Origin of the sequence: Delftia sp. RIT313 (assembly GCF_000632165.1) — a bacterium.
In the GTDB taxonomy this organism is placed as follows: Bacteria; Pseudomonadota; Gammaproteobacteria; order Burkholderiales; family Burkholderiaceae_C; genus Comamonas; species Comamonas acidovorans.
The window spans coordinates 54072-72212 of sequence record NZ_JFYT01000047.1 but is presented as its reverse complement, the minus strand read 5'-3'; the positions used below and the strand labels follow the sequence as shown (position 1 = coordinate 72212).

Sequence of the window (18141 nt, the reverse complement as noted above, 5' to 3'; positions counted from 1 at the left end):
CCGGGGGGCGCGAAAGCGCGAACGCTTCAGTGGGCGGGGTTGCCGAGCGCTTCCTGGATGGAGTCCAGCAGCGTCTCCAGATCCTCGATCTCGAAGGGCTTGAGCAGGGTCCGCACATGGGGACCCCAGGCCGTGGGGTAGGGCCCCAGGTCGTAGCCGGAGCACAGGATGATCCAGCGCTGGGCATCGGCCTCCAGCAGCTGCCGCGCCAGGTCGGTGCCTGACAGGCCGGGCAGGCTGACATCGGAAACCACCACGTCGAAAGGCTGGGCCGCATCCAGTTCCAGGGCCTGCTCGGCGGTGGCGCAACTGGTCACGAAGCGCGATTCGCTCTCCATCAGCAGGCCAATGGTTTCGCGCAGGTCGGCATTGTCTTCAACGTACAGGATTCGCATATCTCTTTGTTGCAGTGCATCATGCTGCTATCAAAAAGGCAGCATTGACGAGGGCTGATCATCCACACCCTCGGGCGGGCATCGCGTAGGACAGCATGCAAACTTTTCTGCCGCCGCCTGCATGGAGGCCGAGGCTATGGATTGTGCAATACAACGAAGAACGCCAGAACAAGGCTTGCGCGCGTTCAGCGGGTGGAGGCCTGCGGCGGGTCCAGAACATGCTTTTGAACGGGCAGGAATTCATCCGCCTGCCGTGAATAGTCCCAGCGCGTGAGCTCTCGGCGCCGTGCAGGACCCTGTCCAGCCGAGTCCTCCTGCTGCTCCAGCGTGAAAAGGCTGTTGGGCGCATGCGCGCGCAGCCGCAGCGATACCGCAGTGCCCGCCTGCGCCGCCCACAGCCCCGGCAGCGGCTGGACCAGGCCGGGGTCATGTCCATGGCCTGACAGCACCAACTGCGCTCCGGCGTCGCGCCAGGCCGCCAGGGCCGTTGCCGCGCGGTGCGGGCGGTGGCTGCGGTCCTGCTCATGGGCGGCTGCCAGCGGGTGGTGGCTGACCACAATGCGCCAGTCGCCGGGGCTGGCCTGCGCCAGCCTTTGGGCCACCTGCCGGATCTGGCTGGCCGACAGGCTGCCGCGCTGGTGGCGCCACCAGCGCGTGGTGTCCACGCCAATCACGCAAAAGCCCTGCTCTGCGCACCAGGGCTGCAGTTCGGCGCTGATCCAGCGGGCGTAGCGATCATGGGCATGGCCACCCAGCCGCTCCCACCAGGCAAGCAACGGCAGATCGTGGTTGCCCGGCACGACCAGGCGGCGCGGTACGGGAAGGGCATCGAGAAACTCGCGCGCCTGGGCAAACTGCGCGGCCGTGGCACGCTGGGTCAGGTCACCGGAGACCACCAGCAGCGCCACGGGCAGACGTGCGGCCAGTCTTGCCGCGGCGGCGCACACGGCCGGATCGTGGGCGCCGAAATGCAGGTCCGACATATGCATGAGCAAAGCCATGGGCGTTCCTTGTCCCTTGCTGATCAGGAGGAGGGCCCGGCCTCGCCCGGCACGACCAGCCACAGCGGCTTCTCGCCCAGGCGAAAACGAATGGGCGGGGCCATCCATTCGCGCTCGCCATCAAAGGCCACCTTCAGGCGCCGCGGGCGCCGTCCTGCGGGCTCTGCCACCAGCTCGGTGCAGGCCAGGCTGGCCACCGCATCGTCCTGCGCCAGCCGGCCCAACACGGCATTCCAGACCACGCGCGCCGGGGCCTCGCTGGCCTGCGGCAGCAGCAGCACGGCGGCCAGGTGCTTGCCGTCGGCCACGGCGCGGGCTTCGGCAATGCCCACGCGCTCCAGCTGCATCGGGTTGTTGCCCACGAACAGTGTGCTGGCCAGGTGCTCCTGCTGCTGCAGCGGCGCCTGGCGGTCGGAGCGCAGGGCGATGCGCCAGCGGCGCGCGCTGCCACCGCGAAGAATGCTCCAGATGGAGGCCGCAATGGCCACCAGCCGCGTGCGGCCAAAGCGTGTGGACGCGCGTTCGCGTTCGTCCAGCAGGCGCGGGTACAGGCCCAGGCTGGCGTTCACCAGAAACAGCCGTTCATTGACCAGGCCCACGTTCACGGGCCGCATCTGGCCGGCCTGCAATGCCTGAAGAATGTCCTGCACGGCCTGGGCGGGGTCCAGCGACAGCGCCTGCTCGCGGGCGAAGTAGTTGAAGGTGCCCAGCGGAACCACGCCCATGGGCACGCCCCGCGCCCAGGCTGCGGCGGCCACCGCATTGATGGTGCCGTCACCGCCGGCGGCCACGACCAGGCCGCCATCCTGGCTGGCCCTGTCCACGGCGCGGGCGGCCAGGTGCACGATGTCGGCGCGTGCGCCAGGCACATGCCACTGCACGCTGCGCTGCTGCAGCGCGGGCACGCTGGTGAGGCGGGCGCGCAGCTGTTCCAGGTCGGCGCCTGGGCGCAGGGGCACGATCAGGTGGATCGGGCCGGCGGGGTCCAGACGGGGCGGGGGCGGCTGGCTCTCGGAATAGGTGGGCGTCATGGAAGGCAGGAGGCTGGAACAGGCGCCGATTGTTTCGTGGATTGCACCTGCATGTGCACCGGATCATGCAAGCGGCACACGTCAGCCAAAGCCGACAGGCAGGGCACCACAAGGCAGCAGCGGCTCACCAGCGACTCCCTGATGGCTCACTGGTGGCTCACTCGTGCCAGGGAGAGCGGTACTCCAGCATCTGCGCCAGCGGCACGGGCCGCTCGAACAGATAGCCCTGTGCATGCTCGCAGCCCAGGGCATGCAGCAGCCTGGCCTGGGCCTGCTCCTCCACGCCTTCGGCCACGACCTTGACGCCAAAGCCCTGGGCGATGCGCAGCACGGCGGTCACGATGGACTTGTCGGATTCGGACTCCGGCAACTGGCCGACGAAGCTCTGGTCGATCTTGATGCAGTCAAAGCGCAGGCGGCTGAGATAGGCCAGGGAGGAGTAGCCGGTGCCGAAGTCGTCAATGGCGATCTTCACGCCCAGCGCGCGGATGGCGGCAATGCGCTGCAGCGTGGCGTCGCTGTCGTCCAGCAGCATGGATTCCGTCAGCTCCAGGGTCAGCAACCGGGCGGGCAGGCCGCTGGTGGCCAGTGCCTGCTCCAGCGTGAAAGCGAAGTCGGACTGGATGAGCTCGCGTGCCGACATGTTGACGTGCAGCTCGAAGTCGGCGGGCAGCCGGGGCAGGTGGGAGGCGATGTCGTGCGCCGCCGTGCGCAGCACCCATTCGCCCACGCTCAGGATCAGGTCCGACTCCTCGGCCACCGGAATGAAGACGCCGGGCGGCACCATGCCGCGCGTCGGGCTGTTCCAGCGCACCAGGGCCTCGGCGCCGACCATGCTGCCTGTGGCCAGGTCCACCACGGGCTGGTAGAACACGCGCAGCTCGTTGCGCTCCAGCGCCTGGCGCAGCTCCATGGCCAGCTGCGTGCGGCCCAGCATTTTCTGCGCCAGGCTGGGCTCGAACAGCAGGAAGGGGTGCGAGCCGCGCTGCGCCTCACCCAGCGCAATGCTGGCGTTGCGCAGCCACTCGGGCAGCGCGCCCGGCAGCAGCTCGCCGCTGACGGCGCCCGCGCAGGCGCGCAGCACGATGTCGTCCTTGCCCACGGAAAATGGCTGGTCGAAGATTTCCAGCAGATGGCGGCATTTGTCCTGCATCTGCTGCGGCGTGCAGTCATGCAGCCACAGCATGGCGAACTCGTTGCTGGCCGTGCGCGCCAGCAGGGCAGGAAACTGCAGATGGTGGTTGCGCAGCCGCTCGGCCACGGCCCGCAGCAGCTGCTCGCCCGTGCCGTGGCCCACATCGTCGCGGACGCTGCGGAAATTCTGCAGCTCCAGCAGGCACAGCGCGGCAGGGCAGGGCGTGTTGGCGGCTGCCGCCGCATCGGCCTGCTCGATCAGGCCGGCACGCGTGAGCAGCTGCGTCAGGCTGTCGTACTGCAGCAGGGTGCGCATGTGCTCGAACGATTCCTGCAGCCGCTGCGCCATGTTGTGGAAGGCCGAAACCAGGGACGATGTCTCGACCAGGGACGTATCCGGCAGCGCCCCTACCGCGCTCCAGTCGCCCTTGGCCAGGCGGTTGGCCGCATCGGCCGTCACCGCCAGGGGGCGCAGCGCCCGGCGCAGGCACCACACGCCCAGCCCCAGTCCCAGCAAGGCCAGGCCGAAAGCGAGGACCAGCGCATGGCGGCTGTCCGCCCGCATGCTGCTGACCAGATCGGATTCGGGCTGCAGCACCAGGATCCGCCAGTCGATGCCGCGTACATCGTGGAATGCGGTGACCTGGCCGTGGTAGATCTGCCCCTGTTCCTTGAAGCTCAGGTTGATGGTGTTCTGGGGGGCCGCTGGCGCCGATGAATCCGCGCTCAGATGCGCAGGCAACAGGGCGGCCAGGCTGCGCAGCGCAAGATCGGGGCTTTCGGACAGCCGCAGGCGCATGGGCGGGTCATAGGGGCCTTCGCGCCGTTTCAGCACCGACAGCTCGGACGAGTGCGCCACCATGTAGCCCTGTGCGTCGACCACGGCGATATGGCCGTTGCCACGCAAGGGCTCGTCGCGCAGAAAGCGGTTCATGCTGCTCAGCCGCACATCGGCGGCCACCACGCCGGCCAACTGGCCGGACACCCGCACGGAAGTGGATGCGGAAATCGTGGTATCGCCGCGGTCGCCAGTCACCGTGTAGATGGGCGACCAGTGCGGGCCGTCTTTGTGGATGGCAGGCTGGTACCAGGGGCGCACGCGGGGGTCGTAGCCTGCAAGGCTGGACATGGGCGGGCCGGGCTCCAGCCCCTCGAAGATCTGCAGGGCGCCCTGGGTGCTGTGGTCCTGGAGAATCAGGCGGTAACGGCCATCGGGCTCCAGCCGCACGCCCGTGTATTCACCTTGTACGCCGCCAAAGCTCAACAGGCTGATCTGGTGGTGCTGGGCATACAGCTCGGTGAATGAGCGTGTCAGATAGCCATAGATGGGACGCAGGTCGCCGGGTGTGTAGAGCGCCTGCCGGGCCACGGTCTCGGCCAGGGCCTGCTGCACGCGCAGCGGGGTCTCCAGGTAATCGGCCAATTGGTGGCGCGTGGTGGTGGACAGGGAGTCGAGCAGCCGCAGGCTTTCGCGGTTGATGAGTTGGTCCACCTGGCGCTGCTGCCATGCCGCCAATAGCCCGGCCGTGACCACGAACACCGCTATGAAGGGGGCTGTGACTGCCGTGCGAAGTGAGAGCCTGAAGGCGGGCATGCAGAGGTTTCCGTAGCGTGCGACGGGCAGCCAAGGGCCAGATCTGCCTGCGACAGCGGCCATTGTGCAGTGCCTTCGCAGCCCTGCGCCGCCGCCGCCGCAGTCCGCGCCTGGGCGCTCCTGTGGTTGATAGGAAAATTTGTTGATAAATGGTTTTCGGTAGAAAAAATGAATTCTTGATGGCGATTTGCCAGAACGCAAAGGCGGGCCGTGGCCTGCGCAAAGCCGGCCATTGCGCCACTCGGTTTACATATCCGTTTACAAATTGATCGCCATTACATGTAGACATCACATGTAATGGCCGCTATGGTATCCGCATGGAACAAAAGACATCAGCCCATTACCAGCGCCTGCACCGGCAACGGCTGCGCGAACAGGGGCTGGTGAAAAAGGAGGTCTGGATTCTTCCAGAGTACGGCGCGGCATTGCAGCAATTGGAAAAGCAAATGCGCGTGCCGGGATTGCAACCGGAATCAATGGTTCTCATCCACAAGGAGGGCGGCATGGACAACAGCAGACAGGCATATCGGGATATTCACGCCTTGGCGGGCGATCTGCAGCAATCGGCACTGGTGCAGGGCGGCCGGCTCCATATCGAGGTGCTGGAAGGCGCAGACGCAAGTTTGCTGGTCAGCCTGCCCGAATTCGGCGATCTGCCGGTGCATGTGGCGCTCTCGGGCGACCAATTGGTGGTGGAGGCCTTTCTGTGGCCCGCCGACCAGGTGCACGACCGCGCCGGTCTCAACGAGCAGATGCTGCGCCTGCAAAAACTGTTTCCCTTCACAACGATGGCGCTGGAACCCCAGGCCCACGGCGGCGAGGGCTACGTGATGTTCGCCGCCCTGCACGCCAGCAGCAGCGAGGGCGACATCATTGCCGAGATCCTGACCCTGGCCGACAGCGTCATCCAGGCCACCGAGGCACTGGCCCACTACCTGACACCGGTGCCCGCACCCGCGTCCGCATCCGCCCCCGTGCAGGCCTGACGCCCCGCCCGTTGAAGACACTGAGCCCCTAGGAGATCATCATGACCATCTGGAACAAGCTGGTGACAGCGTTGCGCGGCGCCGCCCACGAGGCCGGCGAGGCGGTGACCGACAGCCAGGCCCTGCGCATCCTGGACCAGGAAATCCGCGATGCCGACAGCGACCTGAACAAGTCCAAGGAAGCGCTGGCCGACATCATGGCCAAGCAAAAGCTGGCGGCCGGCAAGCTCAAGCAGACCCAGGAACGCATTGCCGAGTACGAGGGCTATGCCGTCAAGGCGCTGGACACCAGCGACGAGGCGCTGGCGCTGGAAGTGGCCGGCAAGGTCTCCGTGCTGGAGACACAGCGCGACGAGGAGCAATCCCAGCTGGACGCCTACACGCAAAGCGTGGAGCAGCTGCGCGTGGCCATACAGACGGCGCAAACGCATATCAAGCGCCTCAAGCAGCAGGCCGACACGGTCAAGGCCACGGAAAGCGTGCAGCGCGCCCAGGCCACGGTGGCCGGCCGCTATGCAGGCTCGCAGACGCGCGTGCAAAGCGCGCTGGATTCTCTGGAGCGCATCAAGCAAAAGCAGGCCGAGCGCGGTGCGCGCATGGAAAGCGCGGCCGAGCTGGCGCGCGACAGCAGCGAAGACGCGCTGGATGCCAAGCTGCGCGCTGCCGGCATCACGCCCCAGGCGGGCAATGCGCAGTCGGTGCTGGAACGCCTGAAGGCGCAGCGCGCCGCAACTGGCGGAAAAAACGCTTGATGCGCGGCCGTTGTCCAGGCAGGCACTGCCAGGCCTGCCGCCTCGGCTGCCGGATTTGAGGGGAGGGGAGAAACATGTCTGCGTTCCTGCAATACGCGTTTGGCTTTCCGACTTTCATCTTTGGCGCCTTGCTGCTGTTCATGCTGCTGTACTGGCTGATCGCCATGCTGGGCCTGCTGGAGGTGGACTCGCTGGACCACTGGGTGCTGTTCGACGGCAGCGACCATGCGCACGGCGTGGAGCATTCGGTCAGCGCGCTGGCCGGGCTGCTGCTCAAGGTGGGCCTGGGCGGCATTCCGCTCACGGTCATCCTCACCGCGCTGTTCCTGATGTCCTGGCTGGCCTCGTATGTGCTGTGCCATTTCGTGCCCATGCCCCAGGGCTGGACCCTGGTGAACCTGCTGACCGGCTCCCTGGTGGCTGCGGCAGCCATGGTGCTGGGCTTTGCCGCCACCGTGCTGCTGCTGCGCCCGCTGCGGGGCATCGTCAACAAGGTGGCGCCTGCAGAGGAGCCCAAGGTGCTGCTGGGCCGAGCCGGCCTGGTGCGCAGCGCCGTGGTGGACGGCACGCATGGCTACGGCAGTGTCGAGGACGGCGGCGCGGGCCTGAACGTGCAGATGCGCTCGCCCGAGCGCGCACTGGGCCGGGGCACCGAGATCGTGCTCATCGAGCACCTGCCCGAGCACAACGCCTGGCGCGTGGTCAGCAAGGCCGAGTTCGACGGTACCGAGCTGCCGCGCTAGTTCCGGGATTCCCACAAGGCCCGAGCGTCCGTTCGGCGGGCGCGGCCTTTCCGTTTTTTCAGCGTTTTCACAGATAGCAATTCACAGGGGAGATTCGCATGAACATGAGCAACATGGAGTGGTACATCGTCGCCGGGGTGGTGATCGGTTCCGTCTTCGTCGTCATCCTCGGGCTGTTCGCCCTGGTCAAGGCCTTCTACATCAAGGTTCCGCAGGGCACGGCGCTGATCATCAACGACACCACGTCGCAGCCCAAGGTCAAGTTCACGGGCGGCCTGGTGCTGCCGGTGATCCACAAGAAGGAGTTCATGCAGATCTCGCTGCTGACGCTGGAGATCGACCGGCGCGGCAAGGAAGGCCTGATCTGCCGCGACAACATGCGCGCCGACATCACCGTGGCCTTCTACCTGCGCGTCAATGAAACGGCGGAAGACGTGCTTAAGGTGGCCAAGGCCATCGGCGTGGACCGGGCCTCGGACAAGACGGCCGTCAACGAGCTGTTCAACGCCAAGTTCTCCGAGGCGCTCAAGACCGTGGGCAAGCAGATCGAGTTCGTCAAGCTGTTCGAGAACCGCCAGGATTTCCGCGACCAGATCATCCATGTCATCGGCAACGACCTCAACGGCTATGTGCTGGAAGACGTGGCCATCGACTACCTGGAGCAGACGCCCAAGTCCTCGCTGGACCCCAACAACATCCTGGACGCCGAGGGCATCCGCAAGATCACCGAGCTGACGGCCAACCAGAACATCGTCACCAACGAGCTCGAGCGCAACTCCGACCTGGCCATCACCAAGAAGAACGTGGAGACCAAGGAAGCCATGCTGGCGCTGGAGCGCCAGCAGGCCGATGCCGAGGCGCGCCAAAAGCGCGAGATCGCCACCATCCAGGCGCGCGAGCAGGCCGAAACCCAGAAGGTGCAGGAAGAAGAGCGCCTGAAGGCCGAGCAGGCCCGCATCCAGACCCAGGAGCAACTGGACATCCGCGAGGAAAACCGCCAGCGCGAAGTGGCCGTGGCCCAGCAAAACCGTGAGCGTGCCGTGGTGATCGAGGTCGAGAAGGTCACGCGCGCCAAGGAGCTGGAGATCGTGGCCCGACAGCGCGAGGTGGAGCTGCAGCGCATCGAGAAGGAAAAGGCCATCGAGGTCGAGAAGGCCAACATCGCCAACGTGGTGCGCGAGCGCGTGGTGGTGGAAAAGTCCGTGGCCCAGGAAGAGGAACGCATCAAGGAAGTGCGCGTGGTCTCCGAGGCCGAGCGCATGAAGCAGGTCACCGTGCTGACCGCCCAGGCCCAGGCCGAGGAAGACATGGTGCGCCAGGTCAAGAAGGCCGAGGCCGAAGAGGCTTCCTCGCGCCACAAGGCCGTGGAAGTCACGACCATGGCCCAGGCCGAGCTGGAAGCGGCCAGCAAGACCGCCGAAGCCAAGAAGAAGCTGGCCGAGGCTATCGAGGTCGAGCGCGCCGCGCCCGGCCTGGCCGATGCCAAGGTGCGCGAAGTCACCGCCGCCGCCCTGGAAAAGGAAGGCCTGGCACAGGCCCGCGTGATTGCCGAGAAGCTGATGGCCGAAGCCAAGGGCCATCAGGAAAAGGGCCTGGCCGAGGCGCGCGTCATCGAGGCCACGGCCGACGCCAACGAAAAGCAGGGCCTGGCCGATGCCAAGGTGCTGGAAGAGCGCCTGCTGGCCCAGGCGCGCGGCGAAGCCCAGGTGGGCGCCACCAAGGCCACGGTCACGCGCGACGTGGGCATGTCCGAGGCCGATGTGCTGCGCGACAAGCTCTTCGCCGAGGCCAAGGGCCTGACCGAGAAGTTCACCGCGCTGGCCTCGCTGTCCGACCAGGCGCGCTCGCATGAGGAGTTCCGCATGCAGCTGGAGAAGAACTTCGAGCAGGCGCTGGCCGCCATCGAAGCCAACAAGAGCGTGGCCAAGGACCAGTCCGAGGTGCTGTCGGCCGCGCTCAGCAAGGCCAACATCGACATCGTGGGCGGCGAGGGCGCCTTCTTCGACAACTTCGCCAAGGCGCTGTCCGTGGGCAAGGCCGTGGAAGGCGTGGCGGGCAAGAGCCCCATCGTGCAGGACCTGATCAGCAAGTTCCTCAGCGGCAAGGGCGGCGCATCGCTGCTGAACGCTCTGGGCGACGGCAAGGGCCTGCCGCCCACGCAGAGGGTCGACTGAACGGGGCGGCCGCCCGGCCGCTGCCTCCACCGGCTGCCCAGCCTCCCGCATCCGCCTTCCTCCGCCCCCCCGCCTGCCTGCCTGCCAGTCAGCTGGCCGGGGAGGGCGTGAATGGTCCCTGACACGCGAAAGCCCGTGACGCCCATGTCCCAACCGTCCCCATCGTCCTCACAGTCCCTGTCCCCCGACACCGCGGCCTCTGCCGTGGACCAGGCAGTCGCCAGCGGCGGCTCCTACGAAGTGCTGGCCAAGCGCCTTGACGGCCAGGGGCAGGCGCTGGAGACGCTGGCACGCCAGCTCAACGAGGAGCGGCTGGAGGAATTCGGCCGCAGCCAGATGGAAGTCATCGGGCGCATGCGCGTGCGCACCGAAAACAACTGCCTGGGCCGCGACATCGCCCAGGTCGGCGGCTACCTGCTGTTTGGCTACAACGTCTTCATGGGCCTGAAGCAGTCCACGCGCGTGGAAGACGTGTTCGTGCTGTACCGCCTGCACGAGGGAGAGCAGGGCTACGAGGTCACGCCGGTCGATCTCAAGGACAGCTTTCTGGGCATACAGAGCTTCGTGCAGGACTTCCAGGAGCTGTACGCCTACTACAAGAACACCCGGCTGATGCAGCTGGCCGTGCGCGACGGCAAGCTGCTGGCGAGCTTTCAGATTGGCGAGCGCCTGTCCGATGTGCGCGTATTCCGCTGGTCCGTGCCCGTCGATGGCCAGCCCATCCGCTACATAGACAACCGCGGCGAGCGCGACATCGAGCTGCCTGCGCCCCATGACTTCGAATGGCAGCGCGCCGGGCGCGAGCAACTGGTGCAGGGGCGCCACCCGCACATCAACGTGCTGGACAAGGTCTTCGTCGAGACCCTGGGCGGCACGCTGACCATCAAGGTCGAGAACAACACCAACGACGGACTGGGCATCTACAGCGAGCCCGTGCAGGAGAAGAACCAGTCGCTGGACGACGCCGTGTTCGAGTACGCCGCCGTCGGCAGCCTGATCCTGCTGAAGATCCTGCCCTACCGCGAAGAGCAGTGGCGCTACCTGATCTTCAACACCCTGTCGCGCCAGGTGCTGCGCATGGACGCCATCGGCGCGGCCTGCATCCAGCTGCCGCAGGACCACGGCATCATCTTCCCCGGCGGCTACTACCTGCAAAGCGGCGAGAACCGCTCGTTCGAGCAGAACATGCAGGGCATGCGCTACCGGCGCAGCATCCGCTCGCCCAACGGCGAGGATGTGCTCTACGTGTTCTACGAGCCCGAGAGCGGGCGCATGGCGCTGTTCAAGTACAACCTGATCGAGCGCGCGCTGCAGCCGCCCATCATCGGCCACGGCTATGCGCGCATGGACGACGGGCGCGTCGTCATCTTCGCGGCCGAGAGCAACGAGGCCTCGCGCGTGCACCCCATGCAGGTCTGGCGCACGCCCTTTGCCTCGGACGACTATGCGGCACGCCAGCCGCAGCGCGACAGCTTCCTGGGCCGCATCGGCAATGCCGAGCTGGTCAGCGGCATCTCCGACCTGTACAGCGTGCGCAAGGAAATCGCGGCCACCGAGGTCTCGCTGCCGCGCTACGAGCGCCTGATCGACGCAGCGCGCCGCCTGTTCGAGCGCTACCACTGGCTGGGCGCGCCGCAGCTCAAGGGCGTGCACGAGACCCTGCTGGGCATCGTCGCCACGGGTGATGCGGTCATCGACGAGTACGAAAAGGTCGAGAGCATCCGCAACGCCTCGGCCAAGGCCATGGGCGAGGTTTCCAGCCGCCACGGCCAGTTGCTCAAGACACTGCGGCTGGCCGACTGGAAAAGCATTGGCGAGTACGTGGACGCGCTCACCCAGCTGGGCCAGTTGCGCGGCCAGCTCATGGCCACGCGCGACCTGCGCTATGTGGACCAGGCCGCCATCGACACCATGGTGCAGGGCGTCAACGAGGCCCAGGCCGATGTCTCCCAGCGCACGGCCGCCTTCATTGCCACCGACGAGGCCATGCAGCCCTATGCCGATCAGCTGCAGGCACTGGACCAGGCCGCGCAGGCGGCAGCCACGGTGGCGCAGATCAACGAGCCGCTGGCGCGCATGGCCGACATGGCGGCCGCGCTGGACATGCTGTCCGAGCTCATGGGAAGCCTGTCCATCGACGACGCCACGCAGCGTACCCAGGTGGTGGATCGCATCTCGGCCGTCTACGCGCGCCTGAACCAGGTGCGTGCACGCGCCGAGCAGCGCCGGTCGGGCCTGGGTGGCGCCGAGAACGTGGCCCAGTTCGCCGCCCAGCTGGCGCTGTTCTCGCAAAGCATCGTCAGCGCCCTGGGCCTGGCGCAGACGCCCGAGAAATGCGACGAGCAGCTGGCGCGCCTGCTGGTGCAGCTGGAGGAGATCGAAAGCCGCTTCGGCGAGCACGAGCAGTTCCTCGGCGACATCATGGCCAAGCGCGAGGAGGTGCTGGAGAGCTTCGAGGCGCGCCGCCAGTCGCTGCAGGACGAGCGCCAGCGCAAGGCGCAGGGCGTGCTGGACGCGGCGCTGCGCATCGTGCAGAGCCTGCCCAAGCGCACCGAGAAACTGGCCAGTGCCGACGCGCTGCATGCCTTTTTTGCAGGCGATCCGCTGATCGGCAAGCTCAAGGAGCTGGCCCAGCGCCTGCGCGAGCAACTGCATGACCCGGTCAAGGCCGACGACATCGACGGCCGCGTCAAGAACCTGCGCGACCAGGCGTTTCGAGCGCTGCAGGACCGCACCGAGCTGTACGAAGGCGACGGCGCCATCATCCGCCTGGGCCGCCACCGCTTCAGCGTGGGCAACCAGGAGCTGGACCTGACCCTGCTGCCGCGCAACGGCGAACTGTTCCTGCACCTGGTCGGTACCGAGTATTTCGAGCCCATGGACAACCCGGAGCTGGCCGCCCTGCAGGCCTACTGGGATGCCTCCACGCCGGCCGAATCGCCGCAGTTCTACCGGGGCGAATACCTGGCCCTGGAAGTGGTGCTGGCCGCGCGCCAGCGCCGTGACGGCTGGAGCGAGGCCCGGCTGGCCCAGTTGCTGCCCGACGAGGCGGCGCTGACCCAGGCCATCCGCGAATTCTCCGCGCCGCGCTACCGCGAAGGCTATGAGCGCGGCATCCACGACCATGATGCGGCCCGCATCCTGCAGGTGCTGCTGCCCCTGCGCGATGCCGCCGGCGTGCTGCGCTTTGCGCCCGACGCCCGTGCGCTGGCCCTGCTGTTCTGGAGCGCACAGGCCCAGGTGCAGCAGCCGCAGCTGGCTGCCGCCATGGCGCAGTGGCCGCTGCGCGCCCAGCAGGCCCAGGCCATGCAGCAGATGTTCGGCAGCGAGGCCGAACAGCTGAGCCTGCGCACCGACATCTCCGAGCGCCTGCGCGCCTATGCCGAAGAGCGGGGCCTGCTGCGCGACCTGCTGCCAGGACAGGCGGCGCCCGCAGACAGCGATATCGACAGCCTGATCCACGGCGCCGCCGACTACCTGCAGGCCGAGCTGGCGCAAAAGGCCGTGCGCTTTTCCTTATCCAGCTACAGCCAGTCGGCCATTGCCGCGCTGCAGGCCGCCGTGCAGCAGCAGGCCCAGCCGCTGCAGCGCTGGGAAGAAATGCAGGCCTACTGGCAGGGCGAGGACCGGCGCGACAAGGCCGTGGCGCCGCTGGACCAGCGCTGGCGCAGCGCGCTGCACTGGCTGCAGACCGCCTGCCGCGCGCTGGACGACGGGCAAGGGCAGGCCTGGCTGGCCTACTGCGGCGAGGCCGCCGCCTGGCTGTGCTGTGCCGGCCAGTTGCCCTGCAAGGTCAGCAGCGTGGACCTGCGCCACGAAGTGCCGGGCCTGCTGGGCCAGCATCCGCGCATTGCGGACGGCCGCATGTGGCTGCAGATCGACGACCTGGGCCAGCGCGCCGCGCGCCATTTCCGCAGCTTTGTTCCCGAGTTCGGCCGCTACCAGGCGCTGCGCCAGCAGCTGCTGCAGGACTGGCGCTCGCGCGTGCGGGTGGAGGAATTCAAGGCCCGGCCGCTGTCGTCCTTTGTGCGCAACCGGCTCATCAACGAGATCTACCTGCCCGTGATCGGCGACAACCTGGCCAAGCAGATCGGCGTGGCCGGCGAGAACAAGCGCACCGACCAGATGGGTCTGCTGATGATGATCTCGCCGCCCGGCTACGGCAAGACCACGCTGATGGAGTACGTGGCCAACCGGCTGGGCCTGATCTTCATGAAGATCAACGGCCCGGCGCTGGGCCACTCCGTGCGCTCGCTGGACCCGGCCCAGGCGCCGGACGCCACGGCGGCCAAGGAGCTGGAAAAGCTCAACCTGGCGCTGGAGATGGCCAACAACGTGATGCTGTACATCGACGACATACAGCACACGCACCCCGAATTCCTGCAGAAATTCATCTCGCTGTCGGACGGCACGCGCCGCATCGAGGGCGTATGGAAGGGCCAGACCCGCACCCACGACATGCGCGGCAAACGCTTTTGCGTGGTCATGTCGGGCAACCCATACACCGAGTCGGGCGAGGTCTTCAAGATCCCCGACATGCTGGCCAACCGTGCCGACATCTACAACCTGGGCGATGTGCTGGGCGGAATGCAGGAGGTGTTCAAGCTCAGCTACATCGAAAACAGCATGACCTCGAACGCTGTGCTGGCGCCGATGGCCACGCGCAGCCTGCAGGACCTGTACCTGCTGCTGGACAAGGCGCAGGGCCGGGAGGTCTCGGGCAATGCGCTGTCGCACGACTATTCATCGGCCGAGCTGCGCGAGATCGAGGCCGTGCTGGCCCGCATGGTGCAGGTGCGCGAGCTGGTGTTCAAGGTCAACCAGCAGTACATCCAGAGCGCCGCGCAGGACGACGGCTACCGCACCGAGCCGGCCTTCCGGCTGCAGGGCAGCTACCGCAACATGAACAAGCTGGCCGAGAAGATCACGCCCGTGATGAACGACCAGGAAATGCAGCAGATGCTGGCCGACCACTACCAGGGCGAAGCGCAGATGCTGACCACGGGCGCCGAGGAGAACCTGCTCAAGCTCGCCGAGCTGCGCGGGCAGATGAGCGACGAGGACAGCGCCCGCTGGCAGCAGATACGTCAGCAGTTCCTGCGCCGCCAGGCCGCAGGCGGCGCCAATGCCGACGCCGCCACGCGCGTGACGGCACAGCTGGTCGATCTGGTCGCCGCCACGCGCGAAGTGGCCCAGTCGGTGTCCCAGTCCCAGCAGCAGGCGGTGCAGGAAGGCGCCGCCGACCAGGCCCACGCATCGGCAGCGGCCGCACAGGCCGCCGCCAGGGACGCTGACCAATCCCAGACGCTACAGGCGCTTCAAGCTCTGCTGGCACGGCTGCTGCAAACCCAAAGTGCCGCAGGCGACTCGCTGCACGGCATACGCGAGCTGATGGCGCAAAGGGCGGCCAGCGAGCCCGTCGGCACCCAGGCCAGCACCCCGTCGGAGGTGCAGGCCGCCCAGGACCGTCAGGCCCTGGTTCACATGCTGGGCCAACTGCTGACCCGGTCGCTGGCCCAGTCCCTGGAGCCCGTGGTCACGCACCTGGACCAGGCCCGCCGCCAGCAGCTGGGCCTGCACCGCGTGCTGATGCAGGTGGCCACGCGCATGCAGGAGCAGATCGACGCCCAGCGCGCGGGCCGTCCCGTGCCGGCTGCGGGCGCCATACGCTCCGAGGAAATCGACAAGGCCTTCGAGCGCATGCAGCGCGGCGACGTGCCGCCTGCGGCCTAGCTCAGAAACGCCCGCGCACCGTCAGCATCACATTGCGCGGCTCGCCGAAGTAGTTGGAACCGTAGGCGGCCCACACGCGCTGGTAGTACACCTTGTCGAACAGGTTGTTGATGGTGAGCGTGGCGTCCACATGGCGGTTGATGCGGTAGCCGAGCTGCAGCGTCGCCGTGGTGACCGGACCCTGCGAGAACTTCACATCGCCGTTGAGCCGGTACATGCGGCTGACGCTGCGCAGGCCGCCGCCCAGGCTGAAGCCCTCCAGCGCGCCGGTGCCGAACTGGTAGCGCGTCCACAGGTTGAAGCTGTGGCGCGGGGCGATGAAGGTGTACAGCTGGGCCTTCTGGTCGGGCGTGCCCTCCAGTGTCTTGGTCTGTGTGTAGGCGTAGCCGGCCGACACATTCCATCCGGGCGCAATGCGCCCGCCGATCTCGGCTTCCACGCCCTGGCTGCGCATCTTGCCGGATGCCACCGAGAACAGCGGATTGGCCGGATCGGTCATGGCGCGGTTGGTGTCCTCCATGCGGAAGATGGCGGTGCGCGCGTTGAGCTGGCCGTCCATCCACTCGCCCTTGAGTCCCGCCTCGTACTGCTGGCCCACGCGTGGGCGCAGGGTGTTGCCCGCGGCGTCGCTGGTGGTCTGCGGCGCAAAGATGCGCGTGTAGCTGGCATAGGCCGACACCTGGTCATTCAGGTCCAGCACCAGACCGGCATAGGGCGTGAACTTGCCGTTGATGCGGTTGTCGGTTTCCGAGAACTGGTTGAAGTAGGCATTGCGGTTGATGGCGTGGTTCTGCCACCAGGTCATGCGCCCGCCCACGCTGATGAGCAGGCGGTCCACGGGGCGCAGATTGGCGCGCCCATACAGGCCGAACTGCTCGGTGCGGTTGTCGTTGCCGTTGGAGAAGCTGTAATTGGTCGGCAACGGCACGTTGTTGTCGGGCTGGTAGATGTTGATGGGCGCGTTGTCGCCGCCGCCGTACTGGAAGTTCTTGCGGATCTTGCGGTAGTCGGCGCCCACGGCCAGCTCGTTGCGGGTGCTGCCGAAGGCGCTGAAGGGCAGGCTGGCGGAGGCGTCCAGGCCATGCGTCTTCCAGTGGCTGCGATAGGCCCAGCTGACCAGGCAGCTGTCGCCCGTGGCCGGGTCGGCGGCGCAGTCCGACCAGCCGAACATGCGCGAGGGCTCGTCCTGCTCGCGGTACATGGCGTTGAGCCTGATGCGCCCACCGTTGTCCAGTCGGTGCAGCAGCTCGGCAAAGTACTCCGTGTTCTTTTCCGTGATGTGGTTCCAGATGGGGTCCAGGTAGCTGGAGCGAGGAATGTCCAGCAACTGCCCATCGGGCAGGGCCGGCAGCCCGAAGGCCGGGCGGCCCTTGTACTGTTGGTAGCTGCCGCCGGCCGTGAGCGTGGTGGACGAGGCCAGGTCCACCTCGACCACGCCGTAGACCAGGGGCTTGCGCGAGTACACATGGTCCACGAAGGATTGCTGGTCCTGGTAGGCCGTGACCAGCCGGCCGCGTACGCGGCCGTCGCGGGACAGCGGGCCGGTCATGTCGGCCTCTGCGTAGTAGCGCTGCCACGAGCCTGCCGAGAACTGCGTGTTGAACTCGGCCTGCGCCTTGGGGCGCTTGCGCACCAGGTTGATGGAGCCGCCCGGATCGCCCGCGCCCTGGAACAGCCCGGCCGGGCCGCGCAGCAGCTCGATGCGGTCGTACATGGCCATGCCGAAGCCGGTGGACAGGTCATTGCCGGTGCTGGCCGGCATGTTCACGCCATCGGTCTGCACCGTATCCACGGCATAGCCGCGCAGATAGAAGTTGCCATGGTTGCCGCCCGTGCTGCCGGGCTCCACGGTGACGCCGGCCAGGGTGCGCATGGCATCGTCCAGGCTCTGGATGTTCTGGTCTTCCAGCATCTGGCGTGTGACCACGGACACGGATTGCGGAATCTCGCGCAGGCTTTGCACGCTCTTGCCCAGCGTTACCACCCTGGCCGTGTAGGCGCCGGTGTCCTCGGTGGCGGTGGAGTGCTCGGCCCGGGCGTTCACCCGCACCTCGCCCAGGGTGAAAGACGCCGCGGCGGCCGCAGGCGGCGTGACCACGGGATGGGCCGCGCTCTTGCGCAGCACGTAGACGCCCTGGCCGGCCTGCACCGCCTCCAGCCCCGTGCCGCGCAGCAGCTGCGCAAGCCCGCCCGTCAGCTCGAAGCGTCCCTTGAGGCCGGCGGACTGCAGGCCCTGCGTCAGGCGCGGGTCGGCCGACAGCGTCACGCCCGACTCGCCGGCCAGACGCGACAGTGCATGGCTCAGCGAACCAGCGGGAATGTCGTACTCGCGTGCTGTCTGCGCGGCCGGGGCGCTTGGGATGGCCTGTGCGGCTGCCGCACCGGCGGCGCCCAGCATCAGCCCGAGCAGGGCAGCCTGAACGGGCCGGCGCACAAGTCGGTGCGAAAGGCGCTGGTGGACCGAGGCGGCAAGCGCCGAAAGAGGGAAGGGGGCCGTGGCGGCCAGGGAAATACGCTGCGCCATGAAGAACTGTCCTTTGGAAGACGAGGGAAGCGGTGCCCAGCCAGCCTGGGACGCGCCGTTGAAGCTGTCTTCCT

Annotated in this window: 10 protein-coding genes; 5 read left to right on the top strand and 5 right to left on the bottom strand. The window is 67.3% G+C overall.

All coding sequences use genetic code 11. The features are described from left to right. Positions 1-26 precede the first annotated feature (26 nt). The 4 genes from BW39_RS14140 to BW39_RS14125 form a co-directional block, all read right to left on the bottom strand. Entirely contained in the window at positions 27-395 is a 369-nt protein-coding gene (locus BW39_RS14140) for a response regulator (RefSeq protein WP_012205652.1), read from the bottom strand. A gap of 185 nt (positions 396-580) precedes the next feature. Further along, positions 581-1396 carry a metallophosphoesterase family protein gene (locus tag BW39_RS14135; protein ID WP_043822466.1) on the bottom strand — a complete coding sequence of 272 codons (816 nt, stop codon included), beginning with the start codon at positions 1394-1396 and terminating at the stop codon, positions 581-583. Positions 1397-1419: 23 nt separating this feature from the next. Further along, positions 1420-2427: a diacylglycerol/lipid kinase family protein gene (locus BW39_RS14130; protein WP_043822464.1), complete on the bottom strand. Its 1008-nt coding sequence runs from the start codon at positions 2425-2427 to the stop codon at positions 1420-1422. Between the two features lie 157 nt (positions 2428-2584). After that, positions 2585-5218, bottom strand: coding sequence for a bifunctional diguanylate cyclase/phosphodiesterase (locus BW39_RS14125; protein ID WP_043822463.1), 2634 nt, complete (start codon positions 5216-5218; stop codon positions 2585-2587). Between the two features lie 440 nt (positions 5219-5658). Between BW39_RS14125 and BW39_RS14120 the strand changes: the two genes are divergently transcribed. From BW39_RS14120 to BW39_RS14100, 5 genes are all read left to right on the top strand, one after another. Continuing rightward, positions 5659-6141, top strand: a complete 483-nt coding sequence (locus tag BW39_RS14120) for a YjfI family protein (protein WP_225613995.1) — start codon at positions 5659-5661, stop codon at positions 6139-6141. Between the two features lie 41 nt (positions 6142-6182). Continuing rightward, on the top strand, positions 6183-6893 hold the full coding sequence (locus BW39_RS14115) for a PspA/IM30 family protein (protein ID WP_012205647.1): 711 nt from the start codon (positions 6183-6185) through the stop codon (positions 6891-6893). Between the two features lie 74 nt (positions 6894-6967). Continuing rightward, on the top strand, positions 6968-7636 hold the full coding sequence (locus BW39_RS14110; RefSeq protein ID WP_043822459.1) for a hypothetical protein: 669 nt from the start codon (positions 6968-6970) through the stop codon (positions 7634-7636). A 98-nt stretch (positions 7637-7734) separates the two neighbouring features. Next, a complete protein-coding gene (locus tag BW39_RS14105; RefSeq protein WP_012205645.1) occupies positions 7735-9810 on the top strand; it encodes a hypothetical protein in 2076 nt (691 codons plus the stop codon). Between the two features lie 144 nt (positions 9811-9954). Beyond that, positions 9955-15543 (top strand): DNA repair ATPase, encoded by a 5589-nt coding sequence (locus BW39_RS14100; protein ID WP_235264206.1) that lies wholly within the window; start codon positions 9955-9957, stop codon positions 15541-15543. A 1-nt stretch (position 15544) separates the two neighbouring features. On the opposite strand, the gene BW39_RS14095 is transcribed toward BW39_RS14100, so the two are convergent. Continuing rightward, positions 15545-18067, bottom strand: a complete 2523-nt coding sequence (locus BW39_RS14095) for a TonB-dependent siderophore receptor (RefSeq protein WP_235264205.1) — start codon at positions 18065-18067, stop codon at positions 15545-15547. Between the last annotated feature and the right edge of the window lie 74 nt (positions 18068-18141).